The sequence below is a fragment of the bacterium genome (genome assembly GCA_030699905.1).
GTDB lineage: Bacteria > Patescibacteriota > Minisyncoccia > Phycocordibacterales.
In genome coordinates, this window is sequence record JAUYKQ010000006.1 from 1 (window position 1) to 20,473 (window position 20,473).

At 43.8% G+C, this 20,473-nt stretch carries 24 protein-coding genes; 2 read left to right on the plus strand and 22 right to left on the minus strand.

The features are described 5' to 3' along the window. From Q8P86_00850 to Q8P86_00900, 11 genes are all read right to left on the minus strand, one after another. Nucleotides 1–522 (minus strand): cation transporter (locus tag Q8P86_00850; protein MDP3996228.1); only part of this gene is annotated, 522 nt, incomplete at its 3' end. Between the two features lie 47 nt (nucleotides 523–569). Beyond that, on the minus strand, nucleotides 570–845 hold the full coding sequence (locus tag Q8P86_00855) for a metal-sensitive transcriptional regulator (GenBank protein MDP3996229.1): 276 nt from the start codon (nucleotides 843–845) through the stop codon (nucleotides 570–572). A 190-nt stretch (nucleotides 846–1,035) separates the two neighbouring features. After that, the gene (locus tag Q8P86_00860; GenBank protein MDP3996230.1) at nucleotides 1,036–1,725 is read right to left on the minus strand and encodes an HAD-IB family phosphatase; all 690 of its coding nucleotides are present in this window, start codon (nucleotides 1,723–1,725) and stop codon (nucleotides 1,036–1,038) included. A 199-nt stretch (nucleotides 1,726–1,924) separates the two neighbouring features. Then, nucleotides 1,925–2,401 (minus strand): 6,7-dimethyl-8-ribityllumazine synthase, encoded by a 477-nt coding sequence (ribH, locus tag Q8P86_00865; protein ID MDP3996231.1) that lies wholly within the window; start codon nucleotides 2,399–2,401, stop codon nucleotides 1,925–1,927. Beyond that, a complete protein-coding gene (locus Q8P86_00870; protein MDP3996232.1) occupies nucleotides 2,398–2,988 on the minus strand; it encodes a riboflavin synthase in 591 nt (196 codons plus the stop codon). Before Q8P86_00870 ends, ribH begins: the two co-directional genes overlap by 4 nt. Nucleotides 2,989–3,000: 12 nt before the next feature. Further along, complete coding sequence (locus Q8P86_00875) at nucleotides 3,001–3,336, minus strand: riboflavin kinase (GenBank protein ID MDP3996233.1); 336 nt, start codon at nucleotides 3,334–3,336, stop codon at nucleotides 3,001–3,003. A gap of 24 nt (nucleotides 3,337–3,360) precedes the next feature. Next, a complete protein-coding gene (locus Q8P86_00880) occupies nucleotides 3,361–4,641 on the minus strand; it encodes a Glu/Leu/Phe/Val dehydrogenase (protein MDP3996234.1) in 1,281 nt (426 codons plus the stop codon). Between the two features lie 240 nt (nucleotides 4,642–4,881). Next, the gene (locus Q8P86_00885; protein MDP3996235.1) at nucleotides 4,882–5,196 is read right to left on the minus strand and encodes a hypothetical protein; all 315 of its coding nucleotides are present in this window, start codon (nucleotides 5,194–5,196) and stop codon (nucleotides 4,882–4,884) included. Between the two features lie 119 nt (nucleotides 5,197–5,315). After that, nucleotides 5,316–5,798 (minus strand): hypothetical protein, encoded by a 483-nt coding sequence (locus Q8P86_00890; protein MDP3996236.1) that lies wholly within the window; start codon nucleotides 5,796–5,798, stop codon nucleotides 5,316–5,318. Nucleotides 5,799–5,925: 127 nt separating this feature from the next. Further along, nucleotides 5,926–6,534 (minus strand): hypothetical protein, encoded by a 609-nt coding sequence (locus tag Q8P86_00895; GenBank protein MDP3996237.1) that lies wholly within the window; start codon nucleotides 6,532–6,534, stop codon nucleotides 5,926–5,928. Nucleotides 6,535–6,631: 97 nt separating this feature from the next. Beyond that, nucleotides 6,632–7,819, minus strand: a complete 1,188-nt coding sequence (locus Q8P86_00900) for a glycoside hydrolase family 3 N-terminal domain-containing protein (GenBank protein ID MDP3996238.1) — start codon at nucleotides 7,817–7,819, stop codon at nucleotides 6,632–6,634. Nucleotides 7,820–7,897: 78 nt separating this feature from the next. Here Q8P86_00900 and Q8P86_00905 point away from each other — a divergent pair, with 78 nt between their 5' ends. Then, entirely contained in the window at nucleotides 7,898–8,797 is a 900-nt protein-coding gene (locus tag Q8P86_00905) for a tetratricopeptide repeat protein (protein MDP3996239.1), read from the plus strand. 47 nt (nucleotides 8,798–8,844) lie between these two features. Here the strand turns inward: Q8P86_00905 and Q8P86_00910 are convergent, their stop codons facing one another. The 3 genes from Q8P86_00910 to Q8P86_00920 all read right to left on the minus strand — a co-directional run bounded on the left by Q8P86_00910 (nucleotide 8,845) and on the right by Q8P86_00920 (nucleotide 11,046). Further along, on the minus strand, nucleotides 8,845–9,054 hold the full coding sequence (locus Q8P86_00910; protein ID MDP3996240.1) for a PspC domain-containing protein: 210 nt from the start codon (nucleotides 9,052–9,054) through the stop codon (nucleotides 8,845–8,847). A gap of 180 nt (nucleotides 9,055–9,234) precedes the next feature. Continuing rightward, on the minus strand, nucleotides 9,235–10,506 hold the full coding sequence (locus tag Q8P86_00915) for a DUF5667 domain-containing protein (protein ID MDP3996241.1): 1,272 nt from the start codon (nucleotides 10,504–10,506) through the stop codon (nucleotides 9,235–9,237). 12 nt (nucleotides 10,507–10,518) lie between these two features. Then, entirely contained in the window at nucleotides 10,519–11,046 is a 528-nt protein-coding gene (locus Q8P86_00920) for an RNA polymerase sigma factor (GenBank protein MDP3996242.1), read from the minus strand. A 91-nt stretch (nucleotides 11,047–11,137) separates the two neighbouring features. On the opposite strand from Q8P86_00920, the gene aspS reads away from it, so the two are divergent. Continuing rightward, entirely contained in the window at nucleotides 11,138–12,466 is a 1,329-nt protein-coding gene (gene aspS / locus Q8P86_00925) for an aspartate--tRNA(Asn) ligase (protein MDP3996243.1), read from the plus strand. A gap of 46 nt (nucleotides 12,467–12,512) precedes the next feature. Here the strand turns inward: aspS and Q8P86_00930 are convergent, their stop codons facing one another. The 8 genes from Q8P86_00930 to Q8P86_00965 form a co-directional block, all read right to left on the minus strand. Beyond that, on the minus strand, nucleotides 12,513–12,647 hold the full coding sequence (locus tag Q8P86_00930) for a hypothetical protein (GenBank protein ID MDP3996244.1): 135 nt from the start codon (nucleotides 12,645–12,647) through the stop codon (nucleotides 12,513–12,515). 10 nt (nucleotides 12,648–12,657) lie between these two features. Beyond that, nucleotides 12,658–13,491 (minus strand): PD-(D/E)XK nuclease family protein, encoded by an 834-nt coding sequence (locus Q8P86_00935; protein MDP3996245.1) that lies wholly within the window; start codon nucleotides 13,489–13,491, stop codon nucleotides 12,658–12,660. A 55-nt stretch (nucleotides 13,492–13,546) separates the two neighbouring features. Beyond that, nucleotides 13,547–13,933 (minus strand): cupin domain-containing protein, encoded by a 387-nt coding sequence (locus Q8P86_00940; protein ID MDP3996246.1) that lies wholly within the window; start codon nucleotides 13,931–13,933, stop codon nucleotides 13,547–13,549. Between the two features lie 14 nt (nucleotides 13,934–13,947). Next, nucleotides 13,948–14,787 (minus strand): DUF4105 domain-containing protein, encoded by an 840-nt coding sequence (locus Q8P86_00945; GenBank protein MDP3996247.1) that lies wholly within the window; start codon nucleotides 14,785–14,787, stop codon nucleotides 13,948–13,950. 19 nt (nucleotides 14,788–14,806) lie between these two features. Continuing rightward, entirely contained in the window at nucleotides 14,807–16,465 is a 1,659-nt protein-coding gene (locus Q8P86_00950; protein ID MDP3996248.1) for an AAA family ATPase, read from the minus strand. Nucleotides 16,466–16,601: 136 nt separating this feature from the next. Continuing rightward, nucleotides 16,602–17,846 (minus strand): ABC transporter permease, encoded by a 1,245-nt coding sequence (locus Q8P86_00955; GenBank protein MDP3996249.1) that lies wholly within the window; start codon nucleotides 17,844–17,846, stop codon nucleotides 16,602–16,604. Nucleotides 17,847–17,871: 25 nt separating this feature from the next. Continuing rightward, nucleotides 17,872–18,588 carry an ABC transporter ATP-binding protein gene (locus tag Q8P86_00960; protein MDP3996250.1) on the minus strand — a complete coding sequence of 239 codons (717 nt, stop codon included), beginning with the start codon at nucleotides 18,586–18,588 and terminating at the stop codon, nucleotides 17,872–17,874. A gap of 120 nt (nucleotides 18,589–18,708) precedes the next feature. Further along, nucleotides 18,709–20,346 (minus strand): efflux RND transporter periplasmic adaptor subunit, encoded by a 1,638-nt coding sequence (locus Q8P86_00965; GenBank protein ID MDP3996251.1) that lies wholly within the window; start codon nucleotides 20,344–20,346, stop codon nucleotides 18,709–18,711. Between the last annotated feature and the right edge of the window lie 127 nt (nucleotides 20,347–20,473).

Below are 20,473 nucleotides of genomic sequence, written 5' to 3' on the forward strand. Positions count from 1 at the left end.
GTAAAAGCCGAGCAGGTACGGTTTGCCGACCACAAAAAGAATGTAGGTGGCCATCAATGGCAAAATATGATGAAAAAACTCTTCAACTGTAAAACTCATTCCTGAAACGACACCGTATTGAGCCAAAATTTCCCAGCCCATCACAAAAGCGCTAAAGATGGCGATAGGAATGGCCGACAATACTTTTATTTTCATGTCCTTGATCTCGGCAAGTTTTTCTTGTTTAGATTGATTAATCCCAAGATGAGCCGCGTGTTCGTTTTCACTCATACCCATTTCGCTTGCAGACATATTCTTCATATCATTAACTCGCGAGGCCACAAGCGAATATCCGAGTGGCTCCAGTTTTTTGTTAAAATCTTCAGGATTTGTTTTATTTGCGTCAAAAGAAATTTTTGCGTTTTCAGTGCCGTTATTAACCACGATACTTTCCACACCGTCTATTTTTTTAACGGTTCGCTCAATAATGGAAGCGCATGAGGCGCAGTGCATTCCCTTTACTTTGTAAGTTTCGGTGTTCATATTATTTATAGTGATTCATGGTGAGTTTATCGAACCAGCTTGTCGAACTATTTTCTCTTGAGTTTGTACACCTTGATAATTTCTTCTTTTGCCTTTTTTGTTTGACCGGATTGCACTTGACGAAAAACACAATGACCAAGGTGATTTTCAAGGAGTAGGTCTTCTACGTTAGACAAGCCCTGTTTTATTGCTGATGTCTGGGTAATGACATTGATACAGTAGATATCGTTTTCTACCATTTTTTGGAGCCCGCGTACTTGCCCCTCAAGAAGCTTGAGTCGGCGGATGACTTTCGCCTTGCTTTTATCGTCCATGTATTTCATATAAAACAAGTATACCCCCAGGGGGTATACTTGTCAAAGTCGCAAGTGAATAACTTTACTCAGATTTATACGAAATACGGCAGGCGCCCCCCCACGAGGAAAGTCACAAAAAAGTGACGGGAGCCCCAGGCAAGCGCCCTTGGAGCGGTCACTTTTTTGGGAGCTTTCCCTAGTGGGGTAACGCGAGAGTTTATATCTCATATACGACATCTTTTCTTTCCACTACCACCTTCCAACCGTTTCTTTTAGCGTGCTTGTAAAGAATATGGTTCGGATTGAAACAAATTGGTCTTGCGACCATTTCCAAAAATGAAATATCTCCTTCCGTATCGCCGACACCGACCGAATTGGAAAGAGTCAGGCCCTCTTTTTCAACCACTCTTTTTACTATATTGGCTTTATTGCCTATCAAGTGTTCATCGGTGATTTTGCCTGTAAATCTGTCTGTTGGGCCTATCTCGTAAATACGTCCGTAGACTTTGTCAAAACCCAAACGCTTGCAAAACGGGTCTAAAACGGCCTTGGGCGATTGTGAAATCGCCAGAAGATAATATCTTTGCCGTTTTAGCTTCGCGATAAGATTCTTTGTATATTTGTAAGTGCGGTCTTTGTGCTTAAGTATCATTAAATTTATGGCGCGTTTAAAATCAGCATAGTGAATGCCCTTTATGTGCTTCAAAAAGGCCTCCACCACGGCCATTATGTATGATTCGTAATCGCCTTTTCGTTCAAGCCAACGGATTTTTTCTTTCTCGTACACAGCCCGAGATTCAGGAGGAAAAACACCTTCTTCTATAAGTGTCTCAACTGTTTCAATAAGCAGAGAGGAACGAAAAATGGTGCCGTCAACGTCAAATATCGCCACTTTTTTGGTATTCATACCTTTACGGGACTGTTGCCGAATATCCATTTTGGCTGATTTCTCCAAAATTCGGCTACGGCTTGTTTCAAATTTTTGGCCAATACTTCCAGCATTAAGCCATAAATTTGAAACTTCGCCTCGCACGAATTTTGAAAAAATCACCTCAAAAGCCTATTCGGCAACAGTCCCTTTATTCTACCGTTAATTATTCGCCTCTTCAATACTTTCCCTCTTCTTTTATTCTTGCCATTTCAAGAGAGGCCTTAGCCGCGTGTCTGCCGATATTGTACTTGTCTGAAGACCGCGCCTTGGCTTGCTTTAAATTGTCCGCGGTTATAATTCCAAACCCTATGGCAGTGGAATATTCAATGGATATATCCATAACTTTGCGATACGATTCACCCGAGACGTAATAATAATGGTCTGTTTCGCCCTTTATGACACAGCCGAGAGCTACCAAACAATCGTACTTTGCCTTTGCCAAAAATTTACAGGCAAGGGGAATTTCAAGCGAACCGGGCACGCGCAAAACCTTGATATTTTCGTTCATCACTCCGGCATCTTCCAGTTCTTGAATCGCCCCCTTAAGCAGATTGTCCGTAATATCAGAGTTAAAGGTAGCGACAATGACACCGACCCTGACACTGCCCCAGTCACCGGAAATTTTTTGTTCTTTGACTTTTTTCCTTATCATTGGCTTATTCCTATTAATCGCGCCAAATATTTGGCTAAAATATCCGTTTCTATGTTAACCTTGTCTTTCTCTCTTTTCTTTCCAAGATTCGTGTGTAGAAGAGTATAAGGAACAAGCGCCACCGTAAAGGTTTCTTTAGTGGAATCAACTACCGTCAAACTTACACCGTCAACGGCAACCGAGCCCTTGGGCGCTATGAATTTAGAAAATTCAGGCGGAAACAAAATTTTTAAGATACAGCCCTTCTTTCCGTCTTGCCTGCTTGATATCTCGCCCTTGGTGTCCACGTGTCCTGTTACAATATGACCGTCTAAAAGCTCGTTTGCCGATAAACTTTGTTCCAAATTTACAACATCTTTTTCTTTCCAGAAAGAAACGGTCGTCTTTTTTAATGTCTCCGGCATATACAAAACAGAGAAATGGCTGTTTTTGTTTTCCACAACAGTGGAACAGACGCCGTTTATTGCCACGCTGGAACCAAGAGGAAACTCAAACCCGTCGGGTTTTTTTATGGATACACCGACGTTAACCCCCTTTTTTTCAACTTTTTCTATTTGGCTGATTTTTTTAATTATTCCGGTAAACATGGGATTTTATCGTCAATTTCCGACTTCTTTTACCTTCTTCACATCCTTATTTATAAGCTCCCGCATCTGTTCTTCGTTTTCGTATGGCGCGACTTCTCTTATCTTTTGACCTACAAAAACCTGTATTTCTTTTCCATATAAGTCACCGGAAAAACCCAAAATGTGTGCCTCCAGCATATCTTTTTCCGGGCCAATGTAAAGGGCAGCGTCGTATTTGGCGCCTCCGACTTCCGCTTTGCCGGCGTAAATACCCGGCTTAACTTGGCCGTCAATTTTCACATTGGCAGTCGGAAAACCAATCATTCTCCCCTCTCCCTTGCCACGCAAAACCTTGCCTTCAATTTTCATCGTAAGTTGCAGTTAAATGTCGTATTATTTTCCCCTGGCTCGCATGGCCTCGTCAATCCTCAAAACAGCCAGACAATAGGAGGCGTCTCTCATGGTGATGCTTTTATCCCGCGAATATTTAAACACGTCGTCAAAGGCCTTTGTCATTAAGGGCTTCAGGCGAGCTTTAACCTCTTCCTCTGTCCAATAAAACCGGCTCATGTTTTGAAGCCATTCAAAATACGATACTGTCACACCGCCGGCATTGGCAAGAATATCCGGCACTATATTAACGCCTTTTTTATGGAGAATTTCATCCGCTTCCGGTGTTATGGGGCCGTTGGCGAGCTCTAAAATAATTTTGGCTTTGACCCGTTCGGCATTTTCGGCGTTTATGACGTTATCTAAAGCGGCCGGTATCAAAATATCGCAAGGACTTTCCAAAAGGTCTTCGTTGGTTCCGACTTTGACTTGGTCTTTGTTTAATCTTTCACTATCGCACACGCTTCCTTCGCAATAAAGAGCGTCAATCGGCTTTCCCTCTTCTTTGACTTTCTTGACGGCGAGAGGGTCCAAACCCAAAGGACTAAGGAGCGCTCCTTTGCTGTCAGAAAGTCCCGTTATCGTATAGCCGAGTTTATGCAGAATTACCGCCACGTGCATTCCGGCGTTGCCAAAACCTTGAATGGCCACTTTCAGATTTTTTGGGGAAAGTTCCCATTTCTTTACCGATTCTTCCAAGACGTAAACTCCTCCTTGGGCGGTTGCCGTATCTCTGCCCAAAGAACCTCCCAAAGACAGCGGTTTTCCGGTTATCATACCCGGTTCGCTTCTGCCTTTTATCTTTTCGTATTCATCCAGCATGTATCCCATTATTTCTGAAGAGGTATAAACATCGGGCGCCGGAATATCTTTGTGAGTACCGACATTTTCAACCATTGCTTTTATAAATGCTCTGGAAATTTTTTGAATGTCCGAAGAGTCATATTCTTTTGGATTAAAAACCACTCCTCCTTTGGATCCGCCAAGGGGAATAGAAACCACCGCCGTCTTTAAAGCCATGGCGGCCGCCAATGTCTTGACTTCGTCCAAATCGGCATCAGGGTGAAAACGTATTCCCCCCTTATACGGCCCTCTGGCGTTGTTCCACTGAACTCTGTAGGCCTTGAAAACTTTTCGGCCGGAAGACAAGTTGACTTCTATGTCTTTTTCTATAATGGCGTCCGCCTCCAAAAAAGCAGACGCTCTTTCTTCCGACAACCCCAAAATTTTGACGGTCTTCACAATTCTGGCCTTATAATTTTCAAACGGTGTGTTTTTGGTCATTTTTTTACTTTAAATTACGAAACACATGCTTTACCCCCCACTCGGAAAGCTCCCAAAAAAGTGACCGCTCCAAGGGCGCTTGCCCGGTCTCAGTCACTTTTTTGTGACTTTCCTCGTGGGGGGGGACGCCTGCCGTATTTCGTAATTCAAGATTTTTTAAGATAGATAATAGTTTAGAGAATTATAGCACAAAAGCCCGGGGAAAACCCGGGATTTTTGCAAAGCCGTCCGATTGAACCCTTAAAAAGCGTCGTAAGCCACTGCCGTGGAGATTCTTTCCGTCTGCTTCTTAAGTCCCAGTATCGTGAGCTTGACCTCGTCCAAACCATTGTAAAAAATATCTTTTACGTCATTCCACGTTTCTTCGTCCGCGGCCCGAAGCAGGTTGAAAGTTTCCCGCAGATTTTCCATTTTGTCCTCCAGTTCGTTCACCCTAAGCTCGTACATTTCCTCGGCGCCTTCGCCTACGACGTCTTCCATTATCTGCAGTCGCATTATTTCGTCTTCCATTAAATTTAACTCCGTCTCTATTGAATAAATTTGATTTGTGTCCATAAGAATAAGCGAGGACGGCTTAAAGAAGTTAAGCCGAGTCCCTATCGCGTTTAAACTTTTAATAGTACGAGTATGGAACACTGTTGTGAAAAAAAAGTGAACCGACTTTAAATCCGTCGTTAAAAAGAGTTTCCGTCTTCGTTTTGGTTTCCATTTTTCTTCTTTTTCTGTTCTTTTTCTTTTCCGACTTTGCCGAGCAGGACTTCGTTTTCAGCGATAATTTCCTGCGCCAGTTGCAAAACTGTGTCTTTATTTTTGGTCCTCTCCTTCAACCGTCCAACGCTTTCTTTAAACTCTTCCATCCGGAGGGTTGATGTTTCTTTGGCCTTTTCTTCTCGGAATTTTTTATCCGTTTCCTCTTCTATCACCTCGCGCACATTTTTAAATCTGCCGTTTTCTTCAAAAAACTTCGGCCATTTGACGGACAAAAGAAAATACGCCGATATTTTTCGCAGGAAAAATCCCACAAGAATAAAAGATAACGGCCAAACGATTATTTCAAGGAACCGCATGTACTCGTCAAAAAGACCCGTGTCTTCACCCACGATCGGTACCAGAATAAACAGAAGCGCGATTGTAAAAGCGATGGCAAAAGAATGCATGTTATGCAAATTTAGGTGACATTAAACCGCTCTGTTTTAAAGCGAAGAGGCGCTACGAGTACTTATCCCCGCCCTCGCCCCAATGTAACGCTACGCGTATCGCCGACCGGCGCTATAATCGCATGGACTACTTGGACTGAAATTTGACTTTGTGAGCAAAGTTCTCCACGTCTTCGGCTATCATCGCAGTGTCTTTGTAAAAACCGCTCCAGAAATATATGACGCCGGAAGCCAAGACGGCGATATGTTTTGAAAGATATTCTTCCGTTTCTGACTCAAAAAGTATGGCGTCATCGCCGTTTATCTTGGTCTTTACGTATTTGTCTCCCTTGGCTTTAAAGTCGGTGGTTTTAACCCAGCGAAGCAAGGAAAGATTTTCTTTGTTCAAAGCGACATTTAATTCTATGCGTTCCCCGAGCAAAGCGGGCGATGGAGAATTTTCACGCAAAGAAAGCAAGTAGGAATACTCAAACCCTTTTTCCGCCGGTTTTTCGGAAAGCGTGTAACCTTTTGGAAAATAGCGATACGAAATGGCGATATCTCGGCTTGCGTTTTCATGGGTCTGCCATTCCTCGTCGTTCCCTAAACCGCCATAACCCAAAGACGCTTGGGTCTTTGATTCCGTAACCGTAAATTTGTTGGTGCGAACCCAAAAGCCGACCGCCACCACAACAACCATCGCTATAATGACCAATCCCAGTACACTTTTTACTCCTCTTTTAAACGGATTTGTCATGGTTTTATTGTACATTTGCGAGAGCGAATTTACAATTGACAATCATTACACGTTCCTATTTATTGTCCTTCGGGCAAAAGAAGAGAAAACGTATTTTTCAGATTACGCCTCGTTGTCCCGTCTCTTTTTCTTTTAACAGCTCCAGTTTTAACTTAACAATTCTTTTGACACTCTCATCTATGCGCGATTCCGAAATATCTCCGCTTTTTACCGCTTCAAGAACGGCGTTGAAGACCCTCTCCTGTCTTTCCGGCACGCTGACATAAAGAAGAATGTCGTTACCGGCTTTTATGGCCGACAAGGCGGAATTTTCAAGGCCGAAACCGTCTTGAATGGCTTTCATCTCCATATCGTCGGTTATAACAACGCCGTCATATCCGATTTCATTTCTTAAAATCTCATTTATTATTTTTTCAGACAAAGTAGCCGGAAATTCGCCGTCAACGAGAGGAAACAATACATGCGCCGTCATCATCATGCTAACGTCATTTTCTTCAAGCACCCTCAAAAACGGTTCCAGATAGTCCAAAAAGTCCTCTTGCCGTATTTGCGCGACAGGTAAAAGTTTATGAGAGTCAACAGAGTCGTCTTTGTGGCCCGGAAAATGCTTCGGAACCGCCACTATTCCCTCTTTTTGGTAGCCCTCCACCATCGCGCTTGAAAACCGGCCGGTCTCTTCCTTGCTCGCCCGAAAAGTTCTTTTATAAAGAAAAGAATCGGCATCAGAAATATGTTCAACAACGGGAGAAAAATTCAAGTTTATTCCAAGCCCTGTTAAATCCCGAGCCCTCTCCATCGCCACTTCCTTCGCTTGAGTTTCCGACTTTATATCCGACTGGGCCGTAAGTTCAAAACCTTCAAAACGCAAACGGGAAACTATTCCCCCTTCCTGGTCAACAGCCACAAAAACGGGCAAACCTGAAAGTTTTTTTCCCGCGTCGTGTATGCGAGAAATGAGTTCCTTGGTCTCATCGTATGTTCCGACATTTGGCCCCATGATGAGAACCCCTCCCACTCTGCCTTCGTCCACAAGTTGAACCAATTTGTCATTTCCATCTTTACTCCATATTCCCAAGAAAAACATCTGGCCGATTTTTTCCTCAAGAGACAATGTAGAGACAATTTCAGAAACCTCGTCAAAAGAGTTGTTCTTCACTATATCTTCCTGCTCTTTCGTGTCTTTCTCGGGCGAGTAAACAGAACCCGCTGCCATAAAAAAGAATATGCCGGCAACCAGAACGAAAACAGACGCAAAAACGGCGAAAAAAATGTTTCTTGAACTCATGGTGTGATTTTAATCCTTTTCACGGATTTGCGCCACTTTTCGCTTAAAATTTTTTCTTATATCATATATACTGTTTATATGTCTTCTCAAGCTTCAGTCCAAAACGATGTTTCAGAGATCAAAGAAAAAACCAAAGACCTGCTAAAACGGTTAGGGCTTGCTGTCTTGGTAAGCATAGAAGAGATGGAGGGTCACCTGTCTCAGTATGAAAAAATGCATGAATCGCCCCTTTTTCTGGGACTTTTGACTCGAGCCATAGAATCAGGAAGAGAAAAAACAATAGAGGAACTTGTGTCGCTTCTTGGCAGTTGGAAAAACTTTATTCCTCAAAAAGACCTCTGTGGCCTTTCGCCGGCCGAATACGATAAAAAATATCCCAAGGGTCCGGAGGAACTTTCCATAATGGCCGACCTTCTGGACGCGTTTGGAGACGACATACGCAAACTTAGCCCCGAAGAAAATAACGAAATAGATAAAAAACTTCGCTTATTTGAAGACAACTTCTTAAAACTGGTTCCCGTCCGTCAGCCGTTTCCGGTAAAAGACAAGATGCTCTCGAATAGGGAAATAATTCTTGAAGAAAGACGCCATCTCAAACACCCCGAAGACCGAAGACAGCGAGTCAGGTTGTTTCTATTTGCGGACAGTTTGGGCGCGAACATCGGACAAGAAATAGAACGACTTGACGAACAATACCTGAAAGCCATGGACGAGCTCATCACAATGCAAACAAATCCGAACAAAAGAAATTTCAAAAAAACGGCCGTGGCTTTCGTGTCCATGAAAGAGATAGAGCCGTACATGAAGTGTCGCAAGGACTCTTTCAGGTTCTATCTGAATATGGGCAATGCCGCTTTTCTCACTCAACAAACGGAGGAAGCGATATGTTGCTATAAAAAAGCTCTTGTTATCCGCCCCAACTACAAAGAAGCGCGGGAAACCTTAAAAAGAATTGAAAGTTTTTTGTCCTGCGAATAGAGTATGTCCCAAACAGGAATATTGTTCCCGTTCACCATTCACAAAAATCACTCTTCCTTTTTTTGACGCGGTTCAGCGGGGACTATGAATATGGCAATTACGTAAGCCAAAACCCCCGGCGCGAATCCCGTAAATATTACAACCAAAAGCCAGATGAGGCGGATTAATACCGGATCAACTCCGCTATATTCTCCGAAGCCCCCGCAGATGCCGGCAAAAACCCTGTTACTCTCGCTTCTATAAAGTCGTTTGCTCATAAGTCGTTATTTGGTTAAATATTCTTAAATTACGAAATACGTCAGGCGCCTCCCCCCACGAGGGAAAGCTCACAAAAAAGTGACTTGAGCCCAGGGCAAGCGCCCTTGGAGCGGTCACTTTTTTGTGAGCTTTCCCTCGTGGGGGGGGTATAAAGCAGGTGTTTCGTAACTCAAAGTATTTTATATCGAAAAGTCCGTTTCCGAAAGTCCGCCCGCTCCCGCCGTGTTTTTTTCCTTCGGCAACTCATCCAACAAATCTCCTTTCTCTACCGTATTTTTGGAGACACGGTCTCTTGCCTGAAAGATTATTTTCCCTTCTTCAGACAGCCGTATAGACCTGCTTGCTTCTTCAAACGACACAGAGTATTGCCCCTCGCCCAGAAGTCGCGCCGACTCTTCATAGGCCTCTTTTGAAAGAGAAAAGATTTCTGATATTTTCTCTTTCGCCGACGCTGAAAGTGTTTTTTCCTGTCTGTTTAGATACTCTTCAAGTTCCCTTAAAACCTCTTTAGCCGCCTTTACTTTTTTTTCCGCCGCTTCTTTTGATAAATTTTCGGAAGTAAAACGCGCTTCAAGAGCCGCCCTTCTTTCCGACACCTTAACAAACGTCTCGGACACTTTGGAAACAATACCGCTCTTTTCTTCTTCCTTGGCTTCTATTTGCAAACCGGAAACAGTTGTTGAAGCGGACATATCCGCGCTCATCATAAAAGTGGCAGTTTCTACCGTTTCCATTGATGTAGCCAAACTCGGCTCTTCCGGCAGATTTTGTTCCGAAGAGCTCGCGGAAACTTCCTCTTCGCCCACTCTAAGAGAAAGCGCGACAGGCGCCACTTCCACGCTTTCTTTTTGGCTTTCAGGTGTCTTTTCCAAACCGGAAATCTTCGCCAGAATATCGCCATGAGCGTTTAAGGTGGCCTCAAATTTACCGCTTATCTCAATGGCTTCTTCAATTTTATCTTTTTCTTCAAGACGTGAGATATTTTCAATTGCTCTGTCGGCAAAAACCTCAAAGCGGATTGTCAAATGTTCTCTGACTTCGGTTTTAAGCTCCCCTTTGGAGCTTAGGGCTTCCGCCTCTATCAGACGCTTTTCCGCCAATGAAGCGTCAAGCCGGGCCTTGGCAAAATCAGAAAAGGCGAAAGTTTGGAGCATTTTTTCATTCAAACCTATCTTTACCGGATAAAGAGCGTTTCCAGGCAAGGCCTCTCGGGCGGCGACCGACACTCCGGCCACGACCAAAACAACAGTAGCCAAAAGTCCGAAAACTTTTCTTGAGATGAAAATGGCAAACAATTCTCCGGCGGGCAACGGCGTTTTTTTATTCTCGTAATAGACAACCGGATTTTCGCGGACATATTTTAAAACGCAGGCCTTCATGTCTGCTTTTTCAACGGAAGTCAACCTCATGTTTCCGATTGCTTTTTTTAATTTTTCACTTGTCTTTCCCATATTTTTACATCTCTATTTCATCAAACTCTTGAGCTTTTTCAACCCTCTATGAATTCTGACTGAAACGGAATTTTCCGACTCTGAAAGCGCGTCGGCGATATCTTTCACGGGCAAATCGTCAACATAACGCATAAGAAGCACGGTTCTGTAGTCCTCGGGTAAACTCTCCACGGCTTGGATTGCCTCTCGGTATAGAAATTTATCTTCCGGAGATAAAGAAGGGCCATCCGCCGCCTGAAAACCTTCATCGGTTAGAACCTCCAGAGAAACGTCTTTTTTGTTTTTCCTCCATTCGTCAATTATCAGATTATGCGCGATTCTGTACAAAAGGGCGCGAATATTCTGAATTTCTTTTCCTGAAGCAATCATTTTCCAAGCGCGGATAAATGTTTCCTGCGTCATGTCTTTGGCTTTTTCCCTGTTTTTCCATTTAAAAAAACAATACCTGAAAATCGCGTCGGCATAGGCGTCGTAAGCGGCTGTGAAATCGTCTTCCAGCGACTCTTTTTTTTCTTCATTGTTATTGTCTTCTCTTCCCATATAAGACGTATTTAGGTTGGATTTCTTTCGCTTGATGAATCCACTGAAGGCCTATTATATCAAAAATGTCTTTTATGTTATAGTTGTCTTCATGAAAAGGACGTATATTTCAGAACTAAAATCCAAAGTGGGAGAAGAAGCCATTATAATGGGCTGGGTAGACGTTCGTCGCGACCACGGCAAACTTACATTTATAGACATAAGAGACGCTTCCGGAAAAGTCCAATGCGTGACTTTGCCCAATCACAAAGAGGCCCATACGACCGCCAGTACGGTACGCTCCGAATGGGTGATTTCCATAAAAGGCAAAGTGAACAAAAGACCGGATAAAATGGTTAATCCGGAAGAAGAAAACGGAGATATTGAACTGGAAGCTCTTGAGATTTCCGTTCTTAGCGAGGCCAAGGAGTTGCCGTTTGAGAAAGACACCGACATAAACATTGACACTTATCTTGACTATCTGCCATTAACTTTGCGTTCGGCAAAAGTTTCCGCGATTTTCAAGGTCCAAGCGGAGATTGTCAGGTCTTTCCGTGAATTTCTAACCAAAGAAAATTTTGTTGAATTTCAAGCGCCTAAACTCATCGGAGAAGATGCCGAGGGAGGAGCCAACTCTTTCAACGTTGAATACTTTAAGCATACCGCCCACTTGGCGCAAAGTCCCCAACTGTACAAACAAATAATGGTTGGCGTTTTTGAGCGTGTATTCACCATAGGAAATGTTTTTCGGGCTGAAAAACACTCAACGACCAGACACTTGAACGAGTACACTTCGCTTGATATAGAAATGGGCTTCATAAAAGACCACACGGACGTTATGAAAATGGAAACGGAAATTTTGAAGCACGTTGTTAAAAACTTAAAACAGAATTGTCAAAAATATTTTGACTTGTTAAAAGCGGAGATACCCGAGGTGCCGGACGAAATTCCCGCCATGAAATTAAGAGAAGCCCAAGAGCTCATAAAAAAAGAAACTGGTAAAGATAAGACCCGAGAACCCGACCTTGAACCGGAAGACGAGAGGTGGCTTTCCGAATGGAGTAAAAAAGAGCACGGCTCCGACTTTATTTTCATTACTCATTTTCCAACCGAAAAACGACCGTTTTACACATACAGGGATGAAAACGACAAGGGATACACTAAAGGAGGAGACCTTATTTTCCGCGGTGTAGAGATAACCACTTTAGCGCAACGTATTCACGATTACGACTCTCTCGTGTCCTCCATGACGGAAAGAGGACTGGACCCGGAAAAGTTTTCTTTTTATCTTCAGGCGTTTAAATACGGCATGCCTCCCCATGGCGGATTCGGTATGGGACTGGAACGTCTAACCCAGAAATTATTGAACCTTACGAATGTAAAAGAAGCGACATTATTCCCGCGCGATATAAACCGGATTGACAACTTATTGTCCAAATAGTCAGATTAGAATTAAAATAATTACAAATTCATTATAAAAACCGAATTTATTTGGTTCTTATTCTCTTTGCCTCTTCACTTTCACTTTCAATAACCGGAGCCGGCAAATGGGCGGTAGACAATCTGTTCTGCAAAAACAAAACGGATATGAGCCCCCAAACGGTAATCTGACCGATTTTCAATCCCCTTTTTCTACACCAAATACAAATCTTGATATTCACCGACCCCGACGTGTTTTGCTTCGCCACGGATAATCTTTTCAAACGGCTCGCAGGCAAAACATCCCGCGCGCGGACAACCAAGTTCATTTTTTTCGCGCGCCTCTTTTATTTTTTTAGCGATTTCCAAAACGCTTTGCCTGCTTTTTTCCAAATCCGGAAGCGCGACCTCTTTTGGCGCGTCATCTCTGTCCACGTACCAATAATACGCGCCACTGACTTTTCTTTTTTGCAGAGCATTGAGCAGTAGGAAATAAATGGGCAGTTGTAGAGAGTCATCTTTTTCTTCATTTTTACCCGTTTTGAAATCAAGAATTTTTACACTGTCGTCCTTTGGCGCGTAAACCAGCCAGTCAATCTTTCCACACAAAATTATATTGTCCTCGCTTGATAAAAAGAAGTTGGGCGGCATGTTGTTTTTGCTCGGCTTAAGGCGCACGGTTTTTTCTTCAAGAAGACCGGGATTTTTCTTGACTCTCTCTATCATGGCTACCCCTCGCTCTTTGGCCTGCATCTCTTCTTCCAAACTCTGAAAACCGCCTTTAATGCCCGAAACCTTGCCCCATGCCTTTTCAAAATTTTCCAAAAGGGGCTGTTTGAAACGCTCCGGCGCTTTAAATTCAGAGAGCCCTTCCAGTACCTCGTGCACCGCAAGTCCCAAAGAAAGAAACGGGTTTACCACTCCGATTTTTCTGCCGGTTTTCGGGTCTTTGTAAACGTTTCGCAAATAATACAAACGGGGGCATTTCAAAAAGTCCCCGATTGACGAGTGGGAAACCCAAACGGCTTTGTATTTGTCTTCAGCCATAATGGACAATTATAACCCGAGAAAATGCAACCAAACAACAATCCGGAAACAGTAGTCATTCTGTCGTTCTTCCGTCAAAATGTTCCTCTTGTACGTCTGCCTTTAAGATATGCACCGTGCCGTCTTTATGCTCGGGAGGCGCGTACAGAGAATAAAGTTTAAGCGACTCTTCCCCCGTGTTTTTGACGTTATGTTTGGTTCCGGCAGGAATTAAAACCGCCACCCCGTCATTTATCTCGCTTGAAACTCCGTCCAAAATCACGACTCCTCTGCCTGCTTCAACCCGAATAAACTGATCAAGACCGTGCGTCTCTTCGCCTATTTCTTCCCCGGCGCCGACAGACATCAAAACAAGCTGGCTATTTTTGGCGGTGTATAGAACTTCGCGAAAGTTTTGATTTTCAAGCGCCAGTTTTTCAATATTTCCAATATATCCTTTCATATTTTTTATCTATTTTATTTAACTAATAAATCCTCTCTGATTTTTCTTGAGAAATCAGGGTCCTCCCCGTATTTCTGGGCTATAGCGGTTACATTGTACCTTTCTCGCATTTGCTCAATAGTATCTTCGCCTGTTATAAGACCCACGTCAAACGCCAGCTCATCGGAATATTTAGGAAGAAAATATTTGTAACTGAAAGGCACTTTGTTCGGACTTATCTTGTTGACATGTTCCACTATATTGGTAGTGCAGTTGTTGGCCAGAGTGTGATAAAACTCCGGCTTATGACGAAGCTCGTTCGCGCGCAAAAGCATATCAACAAACATCGCTCGCATTTTTTCCTTGCTTGTTTTCACGGGATACAAATAGACATTGTCTTTTCTGTGGTTAGTCCGCAGTTTCAAAACATCACGCTCGTCCGCTATAACGTAAACAAGTTCAAAACGGCGGGCGATACCCTTGAATATGTTGTAAAACTCGCCTTTTTCCCTTCTCACTTCCACTGAAATATCTACATACGAACCGTCCTCAAAACCGAAAGCGACAAAAGTGTGAGCAGCCACCCCCGAGAACGGCTCCACCACGTATTCCACCGAATTTATTCCATTCATGTCAAAAGTCCTGTCGTAGTAATCGGCGGTGTAGTCCAAAACACTTTCGTACTTGAAATTTCTGATATTTTTCACCGTTACCGAATCGCCGTCAAATTCGGCATACGCTAAAACGGCAAGGTCTTCCGACCATTCCCTGTCATTTGACGGTTTTACGAAAACCAGAAGAGTGCACTGGATAAAAACCAGAAGACAGACAACCATCGCGGTAAATATTCCCAAAAACTTCGCGACTTTTTTCACCACACTATTCTACCATTTTTCAAAGAAAAAGCCGCGCTATTCGCAACTCTTCAAAGTCAAACGTGTCTCCCAAAGCGCTCCGGACGGGAGAAAGGCGCATCTCTCCCGTTTCTGCAAACTCTTTGAGAAAAGCGGCGTTAATTTTTGACAACCTGCCCACCTCCGGTTTTATGTGGAATAAAACATCCGCGTCAACGGCTCCGCTTGATTTAAGTTTTTCCAAATGCGACACTATGGTCCCTATCGTAACGCCTCGCTTTTTAGCAACCTCTTCCACTGACAGTTTTTCCAAAATCAGCCGTTTTGTTTCTTCAAGAGTTGAAACTTTTTTAACCTTGATTTCTTTTTTCTTCTTTGCTCCTTCCGGCGCTATTTTTTTTATATACTCTTCTTGTATTTTTTTTATCTCCGCCGTGGGAATGGCGCCAAGTTCCTCGGCAATTTCCTCTGAATGTTTTTTAAACTCTTTGTCTTTGGCAAGAGCTTCTTCGCTTACCGCGAGAGCCATCTTGTTTAAGCCCAGAAGTTTAAGACCCTTCAGGTCCCGCACGCGAGAAAGCGCCACATAACCCATGCCTCTTTCAAACGATTTTGAAAGGTCTGTTTCCACGGCATCCAAAGACATGCCTTGGCTTTTATGGACAGTGATAGCCCAGGCGAGACGCAAAGGAACTTGCGTGATTTCGGCTTTTGAAACACCCTCCTCTTCTATTCTCCATGTTTCCTGTTCGGCGGTTATTTTTCTTCCGTTTGCGATTTTCACCACCGGTCCTGAAATGTCAAAATATTCCACTTCCCCGAGAGTGCCGTTTACATATCCTTTTTCAAAATTGTTTTTGACAAACATCACCCGAGCTCCGATTTTTAAACGCAGTTTCTCGGGGGCCAAACAGCTTCTTTTGAGCATTTCCAAAAGTTTGCCACGTCCTTTTGAAGTCATATCGTAAATTTCTTCTTCGGCCTCCAGTTTTTCAAGCTCCTCTTCGTTTAACAAGTCAACGTCAACATTATGAGTGTAGAGTTTTACCGGCAAAACATCCGTTTCCGCCTCTTTTTTATATCTTTTACGAAGCGGCTCCAGCGTCTCATGTCGCACCGCGTTTTCGCGTATGGCATTTAAAAGCAGAAGAAAATTCCGGTCGCCTTGTCTGAAATTTTCCGATAAATAGCAAACCTTAAAACCGGCTCTTTGCCACGCTTGAGAAGAGTGGACAAAATGGGCTTTAGGCGACCCGGCTTTTGAAACAGGAGGCAACTGAAAAAAATCACCGCAAAGAATGACCTGTATTCCGCCAAAAGGCAAGTCATTTCGCCTAAAAGAACGCAAAACCCTCTCCACCATATCCAACCGGAAATGGTGGAGCATTGAAATTTCATCTATAACAAGCACTCGGGTTTTTTGAAAACGGTCCCACAGATATTTTCTCTCTTCCAAAAAATCCAAGTCCGCCTCCGAAAGAACATCGCGTATTCCGATTCCGGACCACGAATGTATTGTCTGCCCGCCCAAATGGGTAGCCGCGATTCCGGTGGAAGCGGTTATGGCGACTTCCGCTCCCATTTCGCGCAGATATGAAATGTATTGGTTTAAAAGATAGGTCTTACCTGAACCGGCCGAGCCGGTCAGAAAAACATTGTGTCCCATTTTCAAGACCTCAAGCGCGTCATTTTGAGTCATGGTACCAGTATAGCAGTTTGAATTGAGAGCCAACAACTGTTTCTTTGCAATCCGAAAACGACAGCCCGTAAAAAACTACGACAAAATTACACCACAAAAATCGCTAAAAAAAGGTGGTGGCCACCTTTTTAGTCACCTACTCATACCGAAGCGCCTCTATAGGACTTTTCTTTGCCGCTTGGCTGGCCGGATAAATGCCAAAAACGAGTCCAACCGCCGAGGAAACACCAAGTCCCAAAACCGCCGCTGAAACGGGGAAAGTGAATTTCCAGTCAATCTCCAAGACGGTAGTCAGAACAAAAGAAGCGCCGAGAGACAAAAGTCCCCCGAGAATTATTCCGATAATTCCCCCGATAGCTGTTAAAATAACCGCTTCAAAAAGGAATTGTGTTTTTATGTCTTTTTCAGTTGCCCCAAGCGCCTTGCGCAATCCTATCTCTCGAGTCCTCTCCGTAACCGAGACAAGCATGATATTCATAACACCTATTCCCCCGACAACCAAAGCTATCGCCACGACCGAAGAAAGAAAAGCCGTGAGCGCCCCGATAATTGTCTGGATTTGCTCCACCACCGCTTCTTGGGTCATCACGAAAAAATCGTCGTCGTCCGGATCGGTTATGTTATGGTTTTCTCTTAATGTCGTTTCAATATCTTTAACGGTTCTTGCCACATTCACAGGGTCGTCTGTTTTCACTATTATTTCGTGGTAGTAGTCAATTCCCAAAAGATAGATTTGAGCCGTGGTGTGGGGGATTATGACAATTTCATCAATGTTGAAAAAAGCAACCTGTCCTTTTTTTGGAAAAACTCCAATTACTCTGAATTCTCTGTCCTTTATTTTAATGTACTCACCCACCGCCGACGACGCTCCGAAGAGTTCGCTGGCCACCTTGTGTCCTATTACGGCCACAGAACCGTTTCTCTCTATATCAAGCTCGTCAAAAATCTCCCCATCTTCCACATAGATGTTAAAAGCGTTACTGAAAAAATCCACCGAACCTCCCATTATTGTCGGTCTGTATGTCTCACCTTCGTAAGAGACACTTCCGGGAACTATAAGGGCAGGCATCGCGCTTACAACATGAGGCGCGTTGCTTTTTCTCAAAAGGGAATCAAGATCGCGTGTTTTCAAGGAATCGGCAAACAAGGTGGCACCGATATCCGAAGGGCCGGATGGTTCTTTGCCCGGACGGACTATTATCGTCTCGGCACCCAGTCCTCCTATTTCTTTCAAAATTAGATTTTCCGCTCCCTTGCCAATGGACATCATCATGATAATGGCCGTGATACCTATAACAATACCGAGAATCGTTAAAAATGAACGTGATTTATGCGTCCGCAATCCTACTAATGCCGTCTTAAATGAATCGGTTAATGTCATTTTTTATCTGCCCGAGTTTTGGCTCTTATTTTCTAAAACTCTTTGCAAACTTTCTTTCGCCGACTTTTACGTCTTTGTCTATTGTTCCGTCAAGTACATGAATAATTCTCTTGGCGTGCTCGGCCGTATATGTCTCGTGCGTAATGAGAAGTATGGTATGTCCAAGTTCCTCGTTTAGTCGCTGTATTGTTTCCATAATCATTGCCCCCGACTTGGAGTCCAAGTTACCTGTCGGCTCGTCGGCAAAAATCACGCTTGGATTCATTACAAGCGCCCGCGCTATGGCCACCCTTTGCTTTTCCCCGCCGGAAAGTTGCGAAGGATGATGCTCCAAGCGGTGCGACAAGCCGACCGCTTCTATCGCGTCTAAGGCCTTCTTTTCCCATACGCTTTTGGGAACATCGGAATAAAATAGTGGCAATTTTATATTTTCCAAAACGGACGTTCTGGAGAGAAGATTGAACGACTGGAAAACAAATCCCATTTTTTCATTCCGCACTCGGGCCACTTCTTCCGGGGAATATTCGTCCATGGTTTTCCCGTCAAAACGGTATTCTCCTTCAGTATGACGGTCCAAAAAACCTAAAACATGAAGAAGGGTTGATTTCCCGGAACCCGAAGGCCCCATTATGGCCACAAACTCTCCTTTCTCAATATTGAAAGTAACACCGGCCAAAGCAGTCGTCGCGACGCCTTCATTCTCGTAAATCTTTTTTACATTTTTTACATCAATAAGCGTCATAAGATACGTACCGAGTCGCCGTCACGTCTTTGTAAATGTCTCCGTTGAGACACCTCCGACGCAAGCCATCTTTTTAAAAGAAAAGAAATAACGGACTTCTTTGACTTTATTTTTAAATAACTACTCCGGATTAACGACAATTCTGTCACCCTCTTTCAGTCCGCTTTCAATTTCAATGTTGCCAAAAGAACCGCGGATACCCGTTACTACCGGTATTTCGCGAGTGTTGCCGTTTTCGTAAATCCTTACAAAAATATTGCCGTTTTTCCTTATGACCGCCCGTTGCGGAACCGAAATGACATTTTCCCTCTTTTCGGTGAGAATCGTGATTTTAGCTGTCATGCCAGAACGCACTCTATCATCTTCTTCCAAAAAACTGAAAGATGTCCTGTAAGTGGAAACTCCATCAATAACCGTTTCAGCAGGGTCTATGGAAAACACGCTCGCTTTGAAAATTTCGTCCCTACCGTAAGCGTCCAAAGTTACAAGAGCCACATTTCCCACGGCCACTTTCGCCACGTCCACTTCCGGCATTTGCGCTTCTATTTCCAAACCCTCCTCTGAAATAACAGAAACCGCGGAAGCGCCTGCAGAAACAATCTCTCCCAACTTCACTTTTTTATCAGTCACGACACCGTCAATCGGCGACCGTACTATTGTTTTTTGAAGTTGAGAACGATAAAAATCGGAATTGGCTTCCGCTTCCATTATTTTTGCCTGCTGTGAAAAAACCGTGGCTTCCGCTTGAGCTACGGCCGCCTCCGAGGTGGCTATTTTTTCTTCAGTCGCCTCCGCCTTTTTAAGAATTAACTCCTTTTCAGCAACAACCAAAGTTGCTTGATGCGAACGCAACTTCTCATCCGCGGCGGTAATATTTGAAGTAACAGTACTCATGCTATTCCTCGCGGAAAAAACGTCGGACTTCCAACCATCCAAAACGGTCTGTGACAGGTCGGAGTTGGCTCCCGCATCGTTCAATACGGAAGATACTTTGTCCAAAAACGACTTGACTGCCGTAACCCTTTCAATAGTGGAAGAAATTAAAAAAACAAGGTCGTTTTGATTGTCTGCGCCGGACAACTCCTCACTCCATGAAACAAGAAAATTTTCCAAAAACCTTCTTTCGTTTTCAGTTTGAAGCTCCAACTGCAAAGAGGCGCTCACGGAAGAAATGATTTTAGGATTGGAACTTCTGGGGTTATCAAAAATCTGGTCGGCCTTGTTTCTTACCGCGTCGTCCGCTTTTGTGTAAGCATCCATTAAAACATCAACGACATTTTTTTCCGCGTCTTCAACGGATAATTTGGCGCTCTGGACCTTTGCCTCCTGCACTTCTATTTCTTCTTGCCGAGCGCCTTTCCGCAAATCCAAAAGCTCCGCGCGTTTTGCCACAAGCGCCGCCTGATACTGGGACAGGACCGCCTTGGCGGATGAAACTTGCGCCTCCGCTTGCGCGAGCTTAGATGACGCTTCAGAATTTTCCAGAGAAATGAGCGCTTGCCCGGAACTTACCTTGTCCCCTATATCAACATAGATTTTGGCGATTCTACCCGTTTGTTCAAAAGCCAGCTCCGCGCTTTCCGCGGGCTTTATTCTGCCTGTTAAAGCCACTTCTTGCACGACATCTCCTCTCTCCACCACGGCAAATTCAGGCAATGTATCCCCTTCACCAAAGGAAAACACGAAGACGGCGACTATTATCACCAAAACAATACTCAATATTGCCGTAATTTTATGCCTTTTAACAAACGTAAACATTCACTTTATAATAGCACAAAAACCACACTGAAATGCCGACATATTGTTCCCAAATTTAACCGTGATTTTACGCTCCCCGTTTTGGCAAAAACGGCGATTCTATAAACCACGCTTCGCTTTTTTACTG